Origin of the sequence: Rhodoferax sp., from assembly GCF_028689305.1 — a bacterium.
Classification (GTDB): Bacteria; Pseudomonadota; Gammaproteobacteria; order Burkholderiales; family Burkholderiaceae_C; genus Rhodoferax.
Window position 1 is genome coordinate 1 of sequence record NZ_JAQTWM010000022.1, and the last position, 21,034, is coordinate 21,034.

Annotated in this window: 16 protein-coding genes; 4 read left to right on the plus strand and 12 right to left on the minus strand. The window is 61.4% G+C overall.

From position 1 onward, the window contains the following. Window positions 1-71: 71 nt before the first annotated feature. Entirely contained in the window at window positions 72-1,397 is a 1,326-nt protein-coding gene (locus PHW99_RS06755) for a hemolysin family protein (RefSeq protein WP_300175023.1), read from the minus strand. Between the two features lie 24 nt (window positions 1,398-1,421). Between PHW99_RS06755 and PHW99_RS06760 the strand changes: the two genes are divergently transcribed. Beyond that, window positions 1,422-2,273, plus strand: a complete 852-nt coding sequence (locus PHW99_RS06760; protein WP_300175025.1) for a symmetrical bis(5'-nucleosyl)-tetraphosphatase — start codon at window positions 1,422-1,424, stop codon at window positions 2,271-2,273. Window positions 2,274-2,282: 9 nt separating this feature from the next. On the opposite strand, the gene PHW99_RS06765 is transcribed toward PHW99_RS06760, so the two are convergent. The 4 genes from PHW99_RS06765 to guaD all read right to left on the minus strand — a co-directional run bounded on the left by PHW99_RS06765 (window position 2,283) and on the right by guaD (window position 8,935). Further along, window positions 2,283-3,713 carry a DEAD/DEAH box helicase gene (locus PHW99_RS06765; protein ID WP_300175103.1) on the minus strand — a complete coding sequence of 477 codons (1,431 nt, stop codon included), beginning with the start codon at window positions 3,711-3,713 and terminating at the stop codon, window positions 2,283-2,285. 189 nt (window positions 3,714-3,902) lie between these two features. Next, a complete protein-coding gene (gene dcd / locus PHW99_RS06770; RefSeq protein ID WP_300175027.1) occupies window positions 3,903-4,475 on the minus strand; it encodes a dCTP deaminase in 573 nt (190 codons plus the stop codon). 43 nt (window positions 4,476-4,518) lie between these two features. After that, window positions 4,519-7,452: an EAL domain-containing protein gene (locus tag PHW99_RS06775; RefSeq protein WP_300175029.1), complete on the minus strand. Its 2,934-nt coding sequence runs from the start codon at window positions 7,450-7,452 to the stop codon at window positions 4,519-4,521. Window positions 7,453-7,612: 160 nt separating this feature from the next. Further along, window positions 7,613-8,935, minus strand: coding sequence for a guanine deaminase (guaD, locus tag PHW99_RS06780; RefSeq protein WP_300175031.1), 1,323 nt, complete (start codon window positions 8,933-8,935; stop codon window positions 7,613-7,615). Between the two features lie 88 nt (window positions 8,936-9,023). Here guaD and PHW99_RS06785 point away from each other — a divergent pair, with 88 nt between their 5' ends. Beyond that, window positions 9,024-9,569 carry a VUT family protein gene (locus PHW99_RS06785; RefSeq protein WP_300175033.1) on the plus strand — a complete coding sequence of 182 codons (546 nt, stop codon included), beginning with the start codon at window positions 9,024-9,026 and terminating at the stop codon, window positions 9,567-9,569. 11 nt (window positions 9,570-9,580) lie between these two features. Here PHW99_RS06785 and PHW99_RS06790 read toward each other — a convergent pair whose 3' ends face one another. From PHW99_RS06790 to PHW99_RS06815, 6 genes are all read right to left on the minus strand, one after another. Further along, entirely contained in the window at window positions 9,581-10,621 is a 1,041-nt protein-coding gene (locus PHW99_RS06790; protein WP_300175035.1) for an adenosine deaminase, read from the minus strand. A gap of 77 nt (window positions 10,622-10,698) precedes the next feature. Continuing rightward, the gene (locus PHW99_RS06795) at window positions 10,699-11,859 is read right to left on the minus strand and encodes a BMP family ABC transporter substrate-binding protein (RefSeq protein ID WP_300175037.1); all 1,161 of its coding nucleotides are present in this window, start codon (window positions 11,857-11,859) and stop codon (window positions 10,699-10,701) included. Between the two features lie 87 nt (window positions 11,860-11,946). Further along, window positions 11,947-12,867, minus strand: a complete 921-nt coding sequence (locus tag PHW99_RS06800) for an ABC transporter permease (RefSeq protein ID WP_300175039.1) — start codon at window positions 12,865-12,867, stop codon at window positions 11,947-11,949. Beyond that, window positions 12,867-13,922, minus strand: coding sequence for an ABC transporter permease (locus PHW99_RS06805; RefSeq protein WP_300175041.1), 1,056 nt, complete (start codon window positions 13,920-13,922; stop codon window positions 12,867-12,869). Before PHW99_RS06805 ends, PHW99_RS06800 begins: the two co-directional genes overlap by 1 nt. Beyond that, entirely contained in the window at window positions 13,909-15,474 is a 1,566-nt protein-coding gene (locus PHW99_RS06810; protein WP_300175043.1) for an ABC transporter ATP-binding protein, read from the minus strand. The genes PHW99_RS06805 and PHW99_RS06810 overlap by 14 nt, the downstream gene beginning before the upstream one ends. Beyond that, complete coding sequence (locus PHW99_RS06815; RefSeq protein ID WP_300175045.1) at window positions 15,471-16,421, minus strand: LysR family transcriptional regulator; 951 nt, start codon at window positions 16,419-16,421, stop codon at window positions 15,471-15,473. Before PHW99_RS06815 ends, PHW99_RS06810 begins: the two co-directional genes overlap by 4 nt. A 107-nt stretch (window positions 16,422-16,528) precedes the next feature. Between PHW99_RS06815 and xdhA the strand changes: the two genes are divergently transcribed. Continuing rightward, entirely contained in the window at window positions 16,529-17,998 is a 1,470-nt protein-coding gene (gene xdhA / locus PHW99_RS06820) for a xanthine dehydrogenase small subunit (RefSeq protein ID WP_300175047.1), read from the plus strand. Further along, window positions 17,995-20,304 carry a xanthine dehydrogenase molybdopterin binding subunit gene (xdhB, locus tag PHW99_RS06825; protein ID WP_300175049.1) on the plus strand — a complete coding sequence of 770 codons (2,310 nt, stop codon included), beginning with the start codon at window positions 17,995-17,997 and terminating at the stop codon, window positions 20,302-20,304. The genes xdhA and xdhB overlap by 4 nt, the downstream gene beginning before the upstream one ends. Here the strand turns inward: xdhB and PHW99_RS06830 are convergent. After that, a complete protein-coding gene (locus PHW99_RS06830; RefSeq protein WP_300175051.1) occupies window positions 20,301-20,924 on the minus strand; it encodes a Crp/Fnr family transcriptional regulator in 624 nt (207 codons plus the stop codon). The genes xdhB and PHW99_RS06830 overlap by 4 nt on opposite strands. Between the last annotated feature and the right edge of the window lie 110 nt (window positions 20,925-21,034).

Genomic DNA, 21,034 nt, shown 5'->3' on the forward strand with positions numbered 1-21,034 from the left:
ATTCGTAATGAGAAGGTCGGGTGTTCGATTCATCTCTCCGGCACCATTTTGAAGGCCCTGATTCGCAAGAGTCAGGGCCTTTTGCCATGGGCCAGCACTTCAGCTTCCAGGGGCTGATGCTGGGCCAGCACCTTGTCAATGCGTTTGCCGTCCAGGTCAACCACCTCAAACAGCCAGTTTTCGCAACTGATCCGCTCCCCGGTCACCGGCAGATGCCCGCTGACGGCCATCAACAACCCCGCCAGCGTGTTGTAGCGGCCTCGTTCCTCCAGCGGCAATTCATCAATGTCCAGCCTCGCCTTGAGTTCACTCACCGGCATCAAGCCGTCAAGCAGCCAACTGCCATCGTCGCGCGGTGTCGCCCAGGCGTCAGTCTTGGCACCGGACTGCAACTCACCGGTGATGGCTTCCAGCAGGTCGTGTGGTGTCAACAAGCCCTGAACCACGCCGTATTCATCCACCACCAGCACCAAACGCCCGACTTTGGCGCGGAACTGTTCCAGCAGTTCCATGCCACTGAGGGTTTCCGGCACAAAAGAGGCAGCAACGGCATAGTCGGCAAGGGTGCCGGGGGCCTGTTCACCCAGTTCCAGCAGCTGCGCCACACTGATCTTGCCGATCACATCGTCCAGCGAGCCACGACAGACCGGGTACCACGAGTGGGCACGCTGGGCGCCATCTGCACCCACTTTGCGGCAACTTTCCGCCACCGTCATGCTGGCATCAAGCCAGTCCACTTCAGCACGCGGCACCATCAGCGAGGTCAATGGCCGGTCGTCGAGTCCAAACACGTTCTGTACCATCTGGTGCTCGTGCTCCTCAATCACCCCGGCGTCCACGCCCTCTTCCAGGCTGGCGGCGATTTCCTCCTCGGTCATGACACGCGCCGCCGTGGTATCGATGCGCAAAAGCTTCAACACCGCCGCCGTGGTGCCCGACAGTAGTTTGACAAAAGGGCCGGCGGCACGGGCCAGCCACAACATGGGCCGTGCAATCCAGCGGGACACCAGCTCTGGATGCAGCTGGCCAATGCGTTTGGGCACCAGCTCACCAAAAATGATGGTGATGAAGGTGATCAAGGTCACGACCAAAGCCGTCGCCGAGATGGCAGCCGCATTGGCCGCCACACCCAGCGTCTGCAGCCAGGACGCCAGGCCGGCGCTGAAGGCCGCCTCACCCACAATGCCGTTGAGCACCCCAATGGAGGTGATACCGACCTGGACCGTGGACAAAAACTGGTTGGGGTTGTCGAGCAGCGTCAATGACGCTTGAGCGCCCTTGTCACCCTCTTCCGCCATGGCAGCAAGCCGTGCCTTGCGACTGGCCGCCAGGGCCAGCTCAGACATGGCAAAAACACCGTTAAGCAGTGTCAGGAAAACAATCAGCAAAAATTCCATGCGCAACAAACGACAATCAACATCATGGCACTTTACCTGATTGGCGACATACAGGGCTGCAACACGGCCTTGCAAAAATTACTGGACCTGATTTCCTTTTCCCCCAGCCGCGACACCCTGATCTTTTTGGGCGACCTGGTGAACCGTGGGCCGGACTCGGCAGGCGTGCTACGCCGCCTGATGGGTTATGGCGCTGCAGTCCAATGTGTATTGGGCAACCACGACCTCCATCTGCTGGCCGCGGCCCACGGCGCGCGCCGTCCCAGCCGCAAGGACACCATGGACGGCATCCTGACGGCACCGGACCGGCACGCCATGCTGGAGTGGCTGCGCCACCAGCGCATGGCGCTGCTGCAGCAACACCATGGCCACACCTACCTGATGGTGCACGCGGGTGTCTTGCCAGCCTGGAGCGCCAGCAAAACCATGGAATTGGCGGCGGAAGTGGAAACCGTCTTGCGCAGCGCCGATTTGTCTGATTTTCTGCATCAGATGTATGGCAACACCCCCAACCAATGGAACGATCACCTGGCAGGGGTGGACCGCTTGCGGGTCATCGTGAATGCATTGACCCGCTTGCGTTTCTGCACCCCGGCGGGTGAAATGGAGTTTTCTGTCACGGACGCACCTGGTGCCGCCCCCTCGGGTTACCTACCATGGTTTGAAGTCCCTGGCCGCCAAAGCGCCGACGTCAGGGTAGCGTTTGGCCATTGGTCCACACTGGGTTGGCTGAATCGGCCCGACCTGCTGGCGCTGGACACCGGCTGCGTCTGGGGTGGCTGCCTGAGTGCGCTCAGGCTCACCACCAACATGCCAGGGCAAGCCGGCGAATTGATTCAGGTCCGCTGCGAACAGGCGCAAAAGCCCGGCGACTGAGGTTGCGCCTCAGGCCGCGGTAAACAGCGCGGCGACTTTGCGCTTGGGTTTGATGTTGCTGGAGATGGAACGCACACCGGGACGAGCCGCTGCTGCTTCCCACGCCGGCGCGGCATCCGACGAACCGGAGGGTTCATAGGGTTTGTCAAAAAAAGGATCTGCTGGAGCGGCCTGGGCACGGCGATTGTCACCCCGCGGCGGGCGGGATGAGCGGCTGAACGAGTCATCACCGGCGTCCTGCCGGTACAGGCGTCGACCATCGTTGATATGACCCTGTTTGCGGATATCGGGCAGGTCTTCCTCGAACTCGATGGGCTCCAGTTCAATCTTGGTCTTGATGAGTTTCTCGATGTCGGCCACCAGCCGGGCATCACTTTTGCTCACAAAATTGACGGCCAGACCAGCGGCACCCGCGCGCCCGGTACGGCCAATGCGATGTACGTAGTCCTCAGCGTTGAACGGAATGTCAAAGTTGAACACGGCGGGCACGTCCTTGATGTCCAGGCCGCGGGCGGCCACGTCGGTACAGACCAGCAGATCAACTTCGCCATTCTTGAAAGAATCCAGCGCCTTGAGGCGTTCGTCCTGGCTCTTGTCACCATGAAGGGCCGCAGTTTTCAGACCCTCGCGCTCCAGCGAACGCGCCAGCCGGGCACAACCGAGCTTGCTGTTGACGAACACAAACGCCTGCTTCAGGCCACGCTGACGCAGGATCTGGTGCAAGGCATGGCGCTTGTCGTCATCCCCCACACTGTAGAAATGCTGCTCCACTGTGGAGGCAGTGGCATTGGAGCGCGCCACCTCAATCGTCACCGGATCCTGCAGATAACTGCTGGCCAGGCGTTTGATCTCGGGCGAAAACGTGGCCGAGAACAGCAAGGTGGTGCGTTGTTTGGGCAGGTAGCTCAAAATACGTTGCAGATCAGGCAGGAAACCGATGTCCAGCATGCGGTCGGCCTCATCCAGCACCACATACTCCACCTGATTCAACACGGCGTTTTTGGCCTCGATATGGTCCAGCAGACGCCCGGGGGTCGCCACCAGCACCTCAACGCCTTTTTTCAATTCCAGTGTCTGGGGCTTCATGTCCATACCACCGAACACCACGGCGCTACGCAACTGGGTGTATTTGCCATACAGCTTGACCTGCTCGGCCACCTGATCGGCGAGTTCGCGCGTCGGCAGCAACACCAGCGCACGCACCGGATGGCGCGCGGGTGAAGTGGAGGCGTTTTCATGCCGCAACATGCGCTGCAGCAGCGGCAAGGCAAACGCGGCGGTCTTGCCGGTGCCGGTCTGGGCTGCCCCCATCACATCGCGGCCCTGCAACACCACGGGAATGGCCTGGGCCTGGATCGGGGTCATGGATTCATAACCCATTTCGGCCACGGCACGGGCCAGCGGCGCGGCCAGTTGCAGCTGGGCAAAGGCCATCGGCAGCGTGTCAGCGCTCAGTTTAGGAGTCAAATCAGAAGTCAAGTCGGTCATTCAAAGCCAGGTTCAGTTGCTACCCATCCGATAGCTGGTGCTGTCCCAAAGGCCGGGACAAGCCGCTTATTATCCCCCAAGCCTCCAAACAGGCATAGGGACAGGGGCCGGCAGCCGCCTGCGGTTGTCAACCCACCCGACTCAGGCTTTCGGCAGGGTCACGCCACGCTGGCCCTGGTACTTGCCACCGCGGTCCTTGTAGCTGGTTTCGCAGACATCATCCTTGTCGCTCTCGAAGAACAGCACCTGGGCACAGCCCTCACCCGCATAAATCTTGGCAGGCAGCGGTGTGGTGTTGGAAAACTCCAGCGTGACATACCCCTCCCATTCGGGTTCAAACGGTGTCACATTGACGATGATGCCGCAGCGCGCGTAGGTGCTTTTTCCCAGACAGACCGTGAGCACATTGCGCGGAATGCGAAAGTACTCCATGGTGCGGGCCAGTGCAAAACTGTTGGGAGGGATGATGCAGACATCTTCATTGAAGTCGACAAAACTCTTCTCATCAAAGTTTTTCGGGTCCACCACCGTGCTGTGGATATTGGTAAACACCTTGAACTCCGGCGCACAGCGGATGTCGTAGCCATAGCTGCTGGTGCCGTAACTGATGATTTTCTGGCCATCACGCTGGCGGATCTGGCCGGGCTCAAAGGGCTCGATCATGCCGTGCTGTTCAGCCATACGGCGAATCCATTTGTCGCTTTTGATGCTCATGAGGGTAGTGCTCCTGGGGATGGTCAGGATTGTAAGCAGGCGGCTACGGCAGTTGTACGCCCCCCTGATCCAGCAATTCGCCCAATTGACTGGCCCCAACCGGGCGGCTGAACAGATAACCCTGAGCCTCATCGCAACCCAGTTCTGCAAGCACGGCCAGTTGATCAACTGTTTCCACCCCCTCGGCAATCACCGTCAATTGCAGGTTATGCCCGAGCTGAATGATGGCCCTGACGATGGAAACACCGTCAGCGCTGGACAACATGTCCCGCACAAACGATTGATCGATCTTGAGCTTGTCAACCGCCAATTGCTTGAGATAGGACAGGCTGGAATATCCCGTGCCAAAGTCATCAATGGACAGTTTCACGCCAAGCGCCTTCAGACCATGCAGTGTCTGGATGGTCGCCTCCACATCCTGCAGCAAAATCGACTCCGTCAACTCCAGTTCCAGCCGGTCCGGGCGCAGACCTGAAACGGCCAGCGCAGCGCTCACCAGTTCCAGCACATTGCCGCGCTTGAACTGCAAAGCCGACAGATTGACCGCGACCACAGGCGCCTGTTCATACTGGTCCTGCCAGATTTTTCCCTGGCGGCAAGCCTCGTTCAGCACCCATTCACCAATCTGAACGATATGGCCGCTGCGTTCGGCCAGGGGAATGAACTTGCCGGGTGCAATCAAGCCGTCCTGCGGATGCAACCAGCGCACCAGCGCCTCCACCCCCACAATACGCCGGTGACTCAGGGCCGTTTGCGGCTGGTAGTCAAGCCGGAACTCCCGATGGCGCACGGCGCGCGCCAGCCCGCCGGTGAGCCGAATCTGTTCTGACAAGTCAGCATTCATTTCACGGGTGAAGAAGCGATAGGTATCACGTCCGGCCTCCTTGGCATTGCCCACCGCCGTGTGTGCGCTTTTGAGCAACGTGTCAAACTCTTCGCCATCACCAGGAAACAACCCAATCCCGATGGAACAGGACACATTGAGCAAGTGGCCTTCAATCGGAAAGGACTCGGTCAGCACATCCCGAATGGCATTCGCCACACCAGCGACAGCGGACACATCATCGTTGCCAGTCAGCAGCACCGCGAACTCGTCTCCGCTGACACGACTCACCGTTGCCGTGGCCGGCAGGCATTGCCGCAGGCGCTCCACCACCATGACCAGCACCTGATCTCCCGTGGCATAACCCAGGCTGTCGTTGATCTGCTTGAAACGGTCCAGGTCCAGGTACAGCAAGGCCACCAACGAATGATCACTGCCGGCGATGACGGTGGCGTGCTCAAAACGATCACGCAGCAACAGGCGGTTGGGAAGATGCGTCAGCGGATCAAAATGAGCCAGAAACTCCAGCCGTTCCTTGGCCTCAGCGTGCTCGGCCCGGGTGCGCAGGGTCATGATGCCAAAAGCCAGGTCTTTGGACAATTCATTGAGAAGCTGCACCTCTTCGGGATCAAAGGCATCGGCGGCCCGAGCGTACATGGTGATAGCCCCCAGCACCTGAGCGTCAAAAATCAGCGGCAAGGCCACGCTGGACTGGTAACCACGCTGGATGGCAGCCTCACGCCAGGGCACCATCGCCGGATTGGACAACACGTTTTGATTGACGGTGGGCAGACCGGTGCGAATCGCCGTGCCAGTCGGGCCGCGACCGCGCTCGGTGTCTGACCAGACCACGTCAATGCCGTCCAAGTACCCATTTTCGTAACCCGATTGTGCGATCGGGCGCACGGTTCTGGCGGCATCGTGCTCCGCGTAACCCACCCAGGCCATCAGATAACCGCCAGACTCGACACACAAGCGGCAGATTTCAGCCAACAACTTGTGTTCCTCTTGCGCATGCACCAGCGCCATATTGCATTCACTGATCAGACGCAGGGCCCGATTGAGTTTTCTCTGCGCCGCTTCACTCTGACGCAATTCCCCAGTCATGTCTTGTGCCATGGTCTGGGCTCGCTGCCGCCCGGTCACCAGCAACCAGATCACCAAAGCCAGCAGCAGACTGGCCCCGGAACCAGTCATGGCAATGACACTGGCCTTGCCACCATCAAGCTGTGCATCAAACGGCTTGAGTGAGTGCACCACCACAGTCCATGAACGGCCAAAATGCTCCAGCTTTCTGGTGACATGAAAGGCCGACTTCGACTCATCGGCCGTGCCGTTCAGGCTGAACAGGCGTTGCCGCTCCTGAACCCCGTCACCATCGTAAATCTCAAGCCGCAACGCCGCACCGACATCACCCAGACGCTGCCCCAGGATACCGCTCATCAGGTCATTGACGCGAAATGGCGCGTAGGCCCAGCCGATGAGATTGGCGCGGCGCTCTGCCAGGCGATCATGCTGCGACAGCGTCCGGTATACCGGCACATACATCAGAAAGCCCGCCTGGACGTCCTGTTCGGTTTCCTGCACCAGCTGCACCTTGCCGGAAATCATGGTCCGGTCCTCATCACGCGAGCGCTCCATGGCCGCCCGGCGTACCGGCTCCGAATACATGTCGTACCCGATGGCCCGCTGGTTGCGCCAGTCGGCGGGTTCCAGATAGACGATGCTGGAATAGATGTCGCGTGCTCCGGCCGGGCGAATATCGTATTGGGGATACCCTTCGGCGCGCGCACTGGCGACGTGAGAGGCCCGTTCCTGCGGCAGCACCAGCCTGGAAAAACCCACGCCCTGGATGCCCGGATACTTGCCTTCGAGCTTCAGGGCCCGGACATACTCGACAAACTCCTGGCGGTGGACCTGGCGGGAAGCGGAGAACAGACCGGCCGCCCCCTCCAGCACCTGCTCGTACCGATGCAGCCGGTTTTCTATCTTCTCGATCACCTCGTCCACACGAAAATCAAACTCGCCTTGCAGCGCCTGCCGAGCCGACGTGCGAGCGCCATCCTGAAGCACATAGGTCAACGCCAGTCCAAGGAGCAGAAAGATCCAGGGAATGAACAGGAAACGGCTGGCAGGCGTGGCTCCGCGAAACATGATCGAAGTTTAGACGTTATCACTGCGCGGCTCATGGCCAGCGGCAGACATCCCACGCCAGACCCTCTGATTTTCCCGTCCAGCCTGCTCCGGCAGCGGGTTTTCGCTTATTGCTATATAAAATATAGCTAAATACTGTTTATTTATGTGGGCTAGAGCCTCATAGTGCTTGAGAGATCACCACTTTTTCGACCAGACGGTCATCGCCCAGCACCATCATGGCAAACAACAGCTCATCCAGGCTGTTGGCCAACGCGGTCCGGCGCGCCAGCAACGGCGTGGCTTGCGGGTTGAGCACGACAAAATCGGCCTCGCAACCCGGCTGCAAGTTGCCCACCACCCCGTCCAGCCCCAGCGCGCGGGCGGCACCGGCCGTGTGCTGCCACCACAAATGCTGCGGGCTCAAACTCAGGCCAGGCTTGGTCTGCCCCTCCCGGCCCACGTAATAGGCCGCCAGCATGGTGTGAAACGGACTGAAGCTGGTGCCGCCCCCCACATCGCTGGCCAGACCATACTGAACACCCACCCGGTCAGCCCCGGTGTAATCGAAAAAACCGCTGCCCAGAAACAGGTTGCTGGTCGGGCAAACGGCGGCAGCGGCACCGGTGTCGCGCATCAAGGCCCGGTCATCATCGTCAAAATGAATGCAGTGGGCATAGATGGCGCGCTGGCGCATCAGGCCGAAGTCATCGTAAGTCGCCAGGTAACTGCGCGAAGCCGGAAACAGCGCGCGCGCCCATTGGATTTCATCCCGGTTCTCGGCCACATGGGACTGAATCCAGACATCCGGGTATTTGGCCGCCAACTCACCCGCCCCACGCAGCTGGGCGTCGGTGCTGGTCGGCGCAAACCTGGGCGTGATCGCGTAACCCAGCCGGTCCACCCCATGCCATTGCTGCAGCAGCCCCTCCGAGTCGATCAGGCTTTGTTCGGTGGCATCAGTCTGGCCACCGGGAGCCGACCGATTCAGCACATCGGCTGGGGCATGCCGGTCCATCAGGCACAAACCGGTGATCAGGCGCAACCGGCTTTGCCGGGCCTGGGTAAACAGGGCTTGCACCGATGTCGGGTGCGAGGTGGCAAAGGTCAGCGCAGTGGTGACACCGTTGCGCAACATTTCAGCTATAAAAAATATAGCTGACTGGGTACTGTATTCGTGGGCTGAGAAGCGTTTTTCTTCAGGAAATGTGTAGTTTTCCAGCCATGGCAGCAAACCGGCCGCGGGTGAACCAATCACATTGGTCTGCGGGTAATGGCTGTGCAGATCCACAAAACCCGGCGCGATCAGGCGGCCCGGCCAGTGCGACACCGGTACCTGCGGGTACCTGGGCTGGAGCGTGTGATAGGGGCCAATCGCCTGCACCACCTGCCTGCCGCCAGCATCTGGTCCGACCACCAGCAGGCCGTCCGCCTCATACACGGCACTTTGGCTGGGCTGGGCGCCAGGCTTGAAATACAGAAGGGCAGATCGGTAAGCTTTCATGGTGTGCCAAGCTTACCCAATTTGCCCCCCATCCCCATACAGCCAGGCCGATAGTCACCATTTTTCACCTCCCGGCGATAATTGGAGGATGAACCCTTCCCTTCACCCTCCCCTGCTGGTCCTGTGGCGCCCTGTTCTGGCCATGCTGATGGTCATTGTGTCGGCCAACTACCTGGTGCAATTCCCGATCAACGACTGGTTGACCTGGGGTGCCTTCACCTTTCCGATCGCGTTTCTGGTGACCGACCTGACCAACCGCGCGGTCGGTGCGCCGGCCGCCCGCCGCGTCGCCTGGACCGGGTTTGCCATGGCCGTGGTGATCTCGCTGGCACTGGCGCCCTGGCGTATTGCCGTGGCCTCGGGCTTGGCCTTCATCATTGGCCAGCTGCTCGACATCGTGGCTTTCAACCGCCTGCGTGCCTTGTCATGGTGGAAAGCGCCACTGCTCGGGTCCATGGTGGCTTCCATCGTGGACACCGGCATCTTCTTTTTCCTTGCCTTTGCCGGCTCCGAAATGAACTGGCTGATGCTGGCCACCGGTGACCTGGGCATCAAATGGCTGATGGCTGCCGCGCTGCTGGCCCCTTACCGCATGATGCTGCCGCGCCTGCAGCTCTGGGTGCCGATGCACTGAGGCACGCGGGCCTATTCAAACGTTTCAAACAGCTCGGCCAACTGGGCCTGATAGGCGCGCTTGGCTGAGACATCGATAAAACTGGCTTCAAAACTGTTGTAGGCCAACTGCCAGGCATGTTGTGCCGTCAAGCCCAGCGCCGCAAAGGTTTGGGTGAAGTTGTCGTTGACATACCCCCCAAAATACGCCGGATCATCCGAATTGACCGTGGCCATCAGGCCGGCGTCCAGCATCGCGCCAAGGTTGTGCTGCGCCAGACTGGGGAACACGCGCAACTTCAGATTGGACAAGGGGCAGACCGTCAGCGGTATACGCGCCTGCTTCAGACGGGCCACCAGGGCGCTGTCTTTCATGGACTGCACCCCATGGTCGATCCGCTCGACCTTGAGCACGTCCAGCGCGCTCCAGATGTAGGCCGGTGGCCCTTCCTCACCAGCATGCGCTACCAGTCGCAGCCCCAGACCACGGGCCTTGGCAAACACACGGGCAAACTTTTCGGGCGGGTGCCCGACTTCACTGGATGCCAGGCCAATACCCACCAGTTTGTCCAGATGTGGCATGGCCTGTTCCAGCGCTTCAAAGGCTTCGGCTTCGCTCAAATGGCGCAGAAAACACAGGATCAGGCTGGCGCTGATGCCCAACTGGGTTTTGGCATCCACACAGGCCCGGTGCAGGCCATTGAGCACGGTGTCTGCGCTCAGACCATGCCCGGTATGGGTCTGGGTGTCGAAAAAAATCTCGGTGTGCAGCACATGATCGGCTGCCGCACGCTGCAGATAGGCCCAGGTCATGTCGTAGAAATCCTGTTCACTGCGCAGAACCAGCGTGCCGGCGTGGTAGATGTCCAGGAACTCCTGCAGGTTGCCAAACACATAAGCCCGTCGCAGGGTTTCAACATCAGCGTAAGGCACCTGCAAACCGTTGCGCGCCGCCAAGGCAAACATCAGCTCCGGCTCCAGTGAACCTTCAATGTGCATATGTAACTCGGCCTTGGGCATGCGCGCCAGCAGGGCGGGAAGTCGCTGGGCCGAAATGGGTTTGACGGTCATCATGGTCAAGTCACTTTCAAAGAAAACAACGATAACAAAAAAGCCGCCCGAAGGCGGCTTGCAGCGCGGGGAATCCCGGTTTATTTGCTGCCCGGCACCTTGCCTTCCACGCCCTTGACGTAGAAATTCAGGCCGCTGAGGAACTTGTCGTCCGCCACCGTGTCCTTGGCCACCTGCACCTTGCCGGTGTTGTCGGTGATCGGCCCCTTCCAGATGGCAAAGCTGCCATCGGTCAGCCCCTTCTTGACTTCTTCCACCTTGGCCTTGGTTTCGGCAGGCACGTCTTCGGCGATGGAAACGATGTCAATCGCGCCCTCTTTCACACCCCACCAGGAATGACCGCCGCCCTTCCAGCTGCCATCCAGCGCTTCCTTGGTGGCCTTGATGTAGTACGGGCCCCAGTTGATGATGCTGGATGCCAGGTGCGCCTTGGGACCATAAGCACTCATGTCAGAGTCCCAGCCGAAGGCACGCTTGCCCTTGGCTTCCGCGGTCTTGAGCACCGCCGCGGAATCGGTGTTCTGGAACAGCACGTCGGCACCGCCATTGATCAGGCTGGTGGCCGCTTCAGTTTCCTTCGGCGGGTCAAACCAACCATTCACCCACACCACCTTGGTCTTGACCTTGGGGTTGCTGCTCTGGGCGCCCAGGGTGAAGCTGTTGATGTTGCGAATGACTTCGGGGATCGGGATCGACGCCACCACACCCAGCGTGTTGCTCTTGGTCATCTTGCCGGCAATCACACCCGCCATATACGCACCTTCGTAGGTACGGCTGTCATAGGTGCGCATGTTTTCGCCCTGTTTGTAGCCGGTGGCGTGTTCGAACTTCACATCCTTCACATCACCAGCCACCTTGAGCATCGGCTCCATGTAACCAAAGGTGGTGCCAAAAATCAGCTTGTTGCCCTGACCTGCCATGTCGCGGATCACGCGTTCGGCGTCAGCCGACTCGGGCACATTCTCGACAAACGAGGTGACGATCTTGTCGCCAAATTCCTTTTCCAGTGCCTTGCGACCATTGTCATGGGCAAACGTCCAGCCGCCATCACCCACCGGGCCGACGTAGGCAAAGCCGATCTTCAGCGGTGCTGGTTTGGCAGGTGCCGATGCCACCGGTGCGGGTGCCGCAGCGGGTGCCGGTGCCGGCTCCTCTTTTTTGCCACAGCCCACCAGCGCGGCAGACGCCACGGCGGTCAGAGCAGCTGCCTTGAGCAGCGTACGTTTTTGCAGGTCAGTCATGTCAAATCCTTCTTAAAGGGGGTTACGACGGGTTGAAGAAACAGGAAAACGGAGATTATGAACGGAGTGTGAACAACTTGGCCAGATTCAGGCCCCAGGGTAAAACGGCTTGCCAATGCTGGCCGGCATGTTGATACGAATCCACTGCGGGTTGCGCGAGATCAACGCCAGCACCACCATCGTGGCCACATAAGGCAACATGCTCAGGAACTGGCTGGGCACATCCACCCCCATGCCCTGCAGATGAAATTGCAGCATGGTGACGCCGCCAAACAGGTAAGCGCCAAGCAACACCCGGGCCGGACGCCAGGTGGCAAACGTGGTCAGGGCCAGCGCAATCCAGCCCTTGCCGGCCACCATACCCTCCACCCACAAAGGGGTGTAGATCACCGAAATATAGGCCCCGGCCAGACCACACAAGGCACCGCCCACCACCACCGCCAGCAGGCGGATGCGGCGCACCGGGTAACCCAGCGCGTGGGCCGACTCCGGACTTTCACCCACACTGCGCATGATCAGGCCAGCACGCGTGCGGTACATGAACCAGATCAGGGCCAAGGCAAACAACACGGTCAGATACACCAGGGGATGATGCCGAAACAACGCCGGCCCCAGCAAAGGAATGTCTGACAGGCCCGGGATCACAAACATGGTGCGCTCGGGAATCCTGGCCTGCACAAAACCGGTGCCGACAAACGCCGAAAAACCGGTGCCAAACAGCGTCAACGCCAGGCCGGTGGCGTACTGGTTGGTATTGAGCCAGATCACCAACAACCCGAACACCAGCGCCAACCCCGCACCCGCCGCCATGCCGGCGGCAAAACCCAGCCAGTCCTGCCCGGTGGTGACCACGGTGGCAAAACCGGCAATGGCGGCACACAACATCATGCCCTCGGCCCCCAGGTTGACGATGCCCACTTTTTCATTGATCAGCAGCCCCAGCGAGGCGATGGCCAGCACCGTCCCTGCATTGAGCGTGGCGGCCAACAGCAGTGCATAAGACTCCATCACTTGCTCCACTTCAATCGGTAGTTGACCAGCGTGTCGCAGGCCAGCAGGCAAAACAGCAACAGCCCCTGAAAGACACCGGTGAGTGATTTGGTCAGGCCCAGGCGTGACTGCGCCAGCTCGCCGCCGATGTAAAACATGCTCATCAGCAAGGCCGACAGCACCATGCCCACCGGGTGCAAGCGCCCAACATAAGCCACGATGATGGCGGCAAAACCATAACCCGCCGGCACATAAGGCGTGAGCTGGCCAATCGGTCCGGCTACCTCCAGTGCCCCGGCCAGACCGGCCGCGCCACCTGAAATCAGCAGCGCTGTCCACAAGGCGCGGCGCGAGGAAAAACCGGCATAACGTGCCGCCGCCGGCGCCAGCCCGCCCACCTGCAAGGAAAACCCGGCACGGGTTCGAAACAGGAACACCCACAACGCCGCCACCCCCAGCAGCGCAAACAGCACCCCGATGTTGACGCGTGAGCCAGAGAACAACCGGGGAATCCGCGCGGCGGCCTCAAAGGTCTTGCTCTGCGGGAAGTTGAAGCCCATCGGGTCTTTCCACGGTCCGCCCACCAGATAACTCAGTAGCTGCACCGCCACATACACCAGCATCAGGCTGACCAGAATTTCGTTGGCATGGAAGCGGTCACGCAGCACAGCAGTGATCCCGGCCCACAACATGCCGCCCAGCACACCGGCCAGCAGCACCGGCACCACCATCCAGCCGCCCGTGGTCGCATCAGCCGTCAAGGCCACACCAGCGGCCAGAATGGCGCCCACAATGTATTGCCCTTCGGCGCCAATATTCCAGACATTCGAGCGGAAACACACCGCCAGCCCGAGCGCAATGATCAGCAGCGGCGTGGCCTTGACCAGCAGCTCACCCCAGGCGTAAGCGCTGTTGATCGGCAACCAGAAAAACATCTGCAGGCCGCGCCCTGGGTCCTTGCCCAGGGCGGTGAACATCAGGGTGCCAATCAGGACGGTCACCAACAGCGCCAGCAGGGGCGACGCGTAGGTCCAGACGCGCGAGGGTTCCGGGCGAGCCTCAAGCTTGAACATGCTGCACCTGCACTTCCATGTCGGCCAGATGGGCCTGGACCTCACGGTCCCACAAGCCACTCATCCACTCGCCAATTTTTTCCACCGTCGCGTCAGCAACCGGCACCGACGGAGACAAATAACCACGGGCCATCACATGCAGCCGATCACTGACTTCAAACAATTCATCCAGCTCCTCACTCACCACCAGCACAGCGCAGCCGGCATCACGCAGCGCCAGGATGGCACCCCGGATCTGGGCCGCCGCCCCCACATCCACGCCCCAGGTCGGCTGCGATACGATGAACAGCTTGGGGTTGGCGTCAATCTCGCGCCCGACAATGAACTTCTGCAAGTTGCCGCCAGAGAGCGAACGGGCCAGTGAATGCGGGCCACCCGCTTTGACCTTGAACCGCGTGATGATCTCCGCCGCCTTGGCCTCCAGTTGTCTGACACTGATCCAGCCGCCGATGAACTGCGGGTAGGCGATGGCCTCCTCACGCGTGAGCAACAGGTTCTGCGCCAGCGACAGCGTCGGCACGGCACCGCGCCCCAGGCGTTCCTCCGGCACAAAATACAGGCCCATCCGGCGACGCTGCCCCGAGTTCATGGCCGACACATCGACCCGGCCAATGCGGATACTGCCGGCAGCGGCACGCACGTCCTCGCCCGACAAGGCACACATCAACTCTTTCTGGCCGTTGCCAGAGACACCGGCAATGCCAACCACCTCACCCGCACGCACTTCAAACGAGATGGCTTCCAGATCAACGCCAAACTGGTCCTCACGCGGCAGGATCAGGTTGCTCACCCGCAACACCGACACACCCGGGTCCTGCGCCCGGTGCGTGAGCTGCGGTGGCTCGGCGCCGATCATCATCCGCGACAGAGAGGCATTGCTTTCGTTGGCCGGATTGCAGACACCGGTGACCTTGCCGCCGCGCAACACGGTGCAGGCGTTGCAGAGTTCGCGGATTTCATGCAGCTTGTGGCTGATGTAGAGGATGCTGCAGCCCTCGCTGGCGAGTTTTTTCAGCACCACAAACAGTTTCTCCACCGCCTGCGGCGTCAGCACCGAGGTCGGCTCATCCAGAATCAGCAGTTGCGGGTTGGTCAGCAGCGCCCGGATGATCTCGACACGCTGCATCTCCCCCACACTCAGGGTATGCACCGGGCGCGCCGGGTCGATGTCCAGGCCGTACTCGGCGGCCTTGGTCTCGATATTGCGGGTGACTTCCGCCAGACTCAGGCTCTTGCTCAAGCCCAGCCAGACGTTTTCAGCCACCGTGATGGTGTCAAACAGGCTGAAATGCTGGAACACCATGCTGATGCCCAGGGCACGCGCCTCTTGCGGATTGCGGATCTGCACCGGCTGACCGTTGAACAGCACCGTGCCAACATCGGGCTTGACCGAGCCATAGATGATTTTCATCAGGGTCGATTTGCCGGCGCCGTTTTCGCCCAGCACGGCATGGGTTTCGCCGGGCATGACGCTCAGCGATACATCGCTGTTGGCGACCACACTGGGGTAACGCTTGGTGATGCCGCAGAGTTGCAGTCGTGGGGTGCTCATGGGTGGGTGGCGCCTTCGGATTTTCTCAGGGCCGCTGCCACTGATTTGACACGCTCGCGCAGCCACCTGGCCGAAGCCGAGGTGTGGGTGCGTTCATGCCAGAGCTGGTAATACATCATGCGTGGAAATTCAATCGGACAAGGCAGTATTTTCACCGGCAAGATGTCGGTGAACCGTTCACAGTACTGGCGCCCGGTGGTCAGCACAAGCAAGGTCGATGCCACCATGGCCGGAATCAAACCGAAATACGGGCAACGCGCGCTGATGTTGCGCTGCAGGCCCAGGCTGCTGAGGTGATCATCAATGACCCCCTTGGCACCGGGATGCAGTGCCGCCGGGGCAATGTGGTCAGCATCAAGCCAGGCCTGCCGATCCCAGCTGCGCCGCACCGCCGGGTGACCATTGGCCACCAGGCAGACCACCTCGTCGCCAAACAGGCGCCCCTGATGCAGATCATCGGGCGCGCTGGACCAATTGCCGATCACCACATCCACCTCGCCATGCGCCAGCTGGGCGTGGTAATTGGAGCTTGCCGTCAGCGGCACGATATCGACCCGGCACAACGGTGCCTGGGATTTGATCTGCGCCACCAGCTGGGGCAGGAACAGCGGGTCAAGGTAATCACTGGCGGCCACCCGGAAAGTGTTTTCCGCCCGGCTCGGCTCAAAACCCCGGGCATCCGAAAACAGCACTTCGGCCGACTGCAGGATACGCGCCGCCGGATCGATCATGCGCATGGCGGCCTCGGTCGGCACCATGCTGGCGCCACAACGCACCAGCAACGGGTCATCGGCAAAGTCCCGCAGCCGTTTGAGCGCACCACTGACTGCCGGCTGGTGCATGCCCAGCCGGATGGCGGCCCTGGAAACGCTGCGTTCGGTCAACACGGTGTGCAATACCCTGATCAAATGAAGATCAATCTTGTCGAAAAGAAGATGTTCCCTCATACCCGTGATCGAATGCGCGCCATACGCTTGGTCTTATGTAGCGCTAAAGTGCGTGACTTACGCTAACCGGTCCGTGATTGAATTTGCCGTCCATCCAGAAATCGCCCATGAACAACCCTGTGCTTGAATTTGTACACCGTGGTGACATTGTTTCGCTCAGCAATGTACCACCCACCCGCACGCTATTGCAGGTGCTGCGTGACGACCTAGGGTTAACCGCTAGCAAGGAAGGTTGCAACGAAGGTGACTGCGGCGCCTGCACCGTGGTACTGGGCGAACCGGATGGCTTGGGTGGCCTGAAATACAGCGCCGTCAACAGCTGCATCCGGCTGGCGCATGCGATCCACGGCATGGTGTTGTGGACCGCGCAAGACCTGAGCGCGGCGGACGGCACCCTCCATCCGGTCCAGCAGGCCCTGCTGGACAACCACGCCAGCCAGTGCGGCTTTTGCACACCCGGTTTTGCCATGAGCCTGTTTGGCATGTACCAGAACCATGTCTGTCAGGGGCGCACCATCAGCCGCAACCTGGCGCAGGAAGCCCTCTCTGGCAACCTGTGCCGCTGCACCGGCTACCGCCCCATCCTGGACGCGGCGCAACACATGGCCAAACAGCCACCGCAATCGGTGAATGAAGCCGATCTGCTATCAAAGTTAGAGCTAATTAAGTCCAATATACGCGGGCTAGAGGCCAATTTTTCCTATAAAACACCCACCCGCCTGGCAGACCTGCTGGCGCTGCGTGCGGCCCATCCACAAGCCCAGATCGTGGCCGGCGGCACCGATGTGGTGCTGTGGATCAACAAACTGCACAAGGACTTTGCCCAGGTGCTGGACACCACGCGGGTGGCCGAGCTGCGTGAGATCCGCACGGAGGCCCAGGCCCTGCATATCGGTGCGGCAGTGACCCTGACCGATGCGTTTGCGGCCCTGACGGCTGAACGCTCGCAACTGCACAGTTTTGTCACCCGTTTTGCCGGCCTGCCGGTGCGCAACGCCGGCACGCTGGGGGGCAACGTGGCCAACGGCTCGCCGATCGGGGACGCCATGCCATTGCTGATTGCGCTGCGCGCCCGCGTGGTACTGATGAGTGTGCGCGGCACGCGCGAGATGGCGCTGGAGTCCCTCTACACCGGCTACCGGCAAAACGTCCTGGCCGCCGACGAGGTGTTGACCCGCATTGTGGTGCCGCGCCCCCAGGCCGGTGAGTTCCTGCGCGTCTACAAAGTCTCCAAACGTTTGGAAGACGACATCTCGGCCGTCTGCCTGGCGCTGCAACTGCGGTTGCAGGACGGCCAAGTCATGGACGCCGCCATCGGCGTGGGTGGGGTTGCCGCCACCCCGGCGCGGGCCTGCCAGACCGAAGCCGCCTTGCGTGGGCAGGTCTGGACCCGTACCCTGGTGGAACAGGCCATGGCCACCCTGCGCAACGAGTTTCAGCCGATTTCCGACATGCGCGCCTCCAGCAGCTACCGCAGCCAGGTGCTGGGCCATCTGCTGCAACGCTTCTGGCTGGAGAGCCAGGGCCAGGCCGAAGTCAGCCTGGCTACCCTGTCACTGGAGGGGCTTGCGTCATGAACACCGCCGAAACCCTGTCCGTCTGCGGCAGTGCCGTGCCTCACGACAGTGCCCGCGCCCAGGTGCTGGGTGCGGCGCCGTACATTGATGACCTTGCCGAAGTGCGCGGCACCCTGTATGCGGCGCCGATCCTGTCATCCCACGCCCACGGTCGGCTCAAGGGGGTGGACAGCACGGCGGCGTTGGCCCTGCCCGGCGTACGGGCGGTGGTTCTGGCCGCCGATGTGCCTGGCGACCCAGTGCTGGCCGCCTTCGCTGGCGACGAGCCGGTGTTCCCGACCGATACCGTGCAATACCTCGGCCAGGTGATTGGCCTGGTGGTGGCCGACAGCGTGATGCTGGCGCGCCGGGCGGCCAAACTGGTCACCCCAGACATCGAGCCCCTGCCGGCCATCCTGACCGTGCCGGAGGCGCTGGCCGCCAGCAGCTTTGTACTGCCACCAGTGTGTGTCAAACGCGGGGACGCCGACCTGGCCCTGGCCCAGGCGTCTCACACCTTGCGCGGCACGCTGGAGGTGGGGGGGCAGGAGCATTTTTACCTGGAAGGCCAGATCGCCTATGCGCTGCCGCAGGAGCAGCAGCAATGGCTGATCTACAGCAGCACCCAGCACCCGGGTGAAGTCCAGCACTGGGTGGCCCACGCGCTGGGCTTGGACAACCATGCGGTGCGGGTTGAATGCCGGCGCCTGGGTGGCGGCTTTGGTGGCAAGGAAACCCAGGCCGGCCATCTGGCGGTGTGGGCCGCCGTGGCTGCGCACAAGGTCAAGCACCCGGTCAAGCTGCGCCTGGACCGGGACGATGACTTCATGGTCACCGGCAAGCGTCACCCCTTCAGTTATGACTACACCGTGGGCTTTGACGACAACGGACGGCTGTGTGGCCTGAAGCTGAGGATGGCAGCGCACTGCGGCTTCAGTGCCGACCTGTCCGGCCCGGTGGCCGATCGCGCCATCTTCCATGCCGACAATGCCTACTGTTTGCAGGACGTCGAGATCACCTCCTACCGCTGTAAGCTCCACACCCAGAGCCACACCGCGTTTCGCGGTTTTGGCGGGCCGCAAGGCATGATCGTCACCGAGACGATTCTGGGAGACATCGCCCGCCACCTGAAGCTGGACCCGCTGGCCGTGCGCCAGTGCAACCTGTACAACGACGAGCCCGGCGCCGATGGCGTGGCACGCAACACCACCCACTACGGCATGGCGGTCGAGGGCAACATCCTGCAACCCCTGATCAACCGCCTGGCGCTGTCAGCACAGTACCAGCAGCGGCGCGACGCCATCGCGGCCTGGAATGCCAGCCACCCCACGCTCAAGCGCGGCCTGGCCATCACCCCGGTGAAATTTGGCATCAGCTTCACCGCCACCCTGTTCAACCAGGCCGGCGCGCTGGTGCATGTGTATCTGGATGGCAGTGTGCAGGTGAACCACGGCGGTGTGGAAATGGGCCAGGGCCTCAACACCAAGGTGGCGCAAATCGTGGCCGACGAACTCGGGGTGCCACTGCACCGGGTGCTGGCCACCGCCAGCGACACCAGCAAGGTGCCCAACGCCTCGGCCACAGCCGCCTCAGCTGGCACCGACCTCAATGGCCGCGCCGCACAGTTTGCCGCCGCCCATGTGCGCAACAACCTGGCCGCCTTTGTCAGCGGGCTCGATGGGGTTGGTGCCGGCGCGGTACGTTTCCAGAACGGGCAGGTGCTGACACCCAAGGGCAGCCGCCGTTTTGACGAGGTGGTCAAGCTCGCCTACGCCAACCGCATCCAGCTCTGGAGCGACGGTTTTTACCGCACGCCCAAGATCCATTACGACAAAACCACACTGACCGGGCGACCGTTTTACTACTTTGCCTATGGCGCCGCCTGCACCGAAGTCGCCATCGACACCCTGACCGGCGAAAACAAGGTGTTGCGTGTAGACATCCTGCACGATGTGGGGCGTTCCATCAATCCGGCCATCGACATCGGCCAGATTGAAGGCGGCTTTGTGCAGGGCATGGGCTGGCTCACCAGCGAGCAGCTGGTCTGGAATGAACGAGGCCTGCTCACCACCCACGCCCCCAGCACTTACAAGATTCCCACCGCTGGAGACATTCCAGCGCATTTCAGGGTGGAACTGTGGGGAGCGCCCAACACCGAGGACAACGTGGCCGGCTCCAAAGCAGTGGGTGAACCACCCTTCATGCTGGCGATCAGCGTGTTTGAGGCGTTGCGGGATGCCGTGGCACAAGCCAGAAACGACGGGCGCGTCGTGCAATTGGACGCCCCGGCAACCCCCGAGCAGTTGCTACGGGCATTGACCTGTTAAACGCCGGCCAGGGAGCGCAAGCCGTTGGGGTCGACCAGGTTGAGTACCCGCCCCGACCCGCTGATCAGGCTTTGTTCGCGCAGATGCCGCAGGACACGCGAGAACGTCTCCGGGGCAATGCCCAGTTGCGCGGCAATGCTGCGCTTGCGTTGCTGCAGTTCCACTTCCATGCCCCCACGCTCGCCTGAATGGGCGTGGCTGAGCAGCCATTCGGCGCAGCGTGCCTCGGCGTCCTTGGCCAGCCGGCTGACGGCAAACTCGGTCTGGCGGCGATGCGCCATGGCCACATCGGTCAGCACGGCCTGGGCCGAAGCCGGCATGTCGGCAATCGCCTTGCGGAAATCCGCCACCGCCACGGTACGCAGCTTCAGCGGCGAGTCGGCCAGGGCATCCACCAGATGCGGCAAGCCCAGCACCACGGAACTGGCGTCCAGCCAGCAGGGTCCTTCCAGCACACCAATCTGGTGCTCCATCACGCCAGCGTCCATCACCCCCAGGGCCACGCGCCCTGACTCGATGTAGCTGACCCGATCCGTGTCCAGACCACGCTGCAACAAAACTTTACCCCGCGCAATACACTGCGCCTGGGCGGATGGATCAATGGAGTTAACTGAAAACATGGCGCCCACTTTGCCGCGCCTCAGTTACCCAGACCTTGAGCAAAATCAACTTATTTACAAAAATGCCGTAAAAACTGCCCCATCATGCGCACCCTCCTGATCAAGAACGC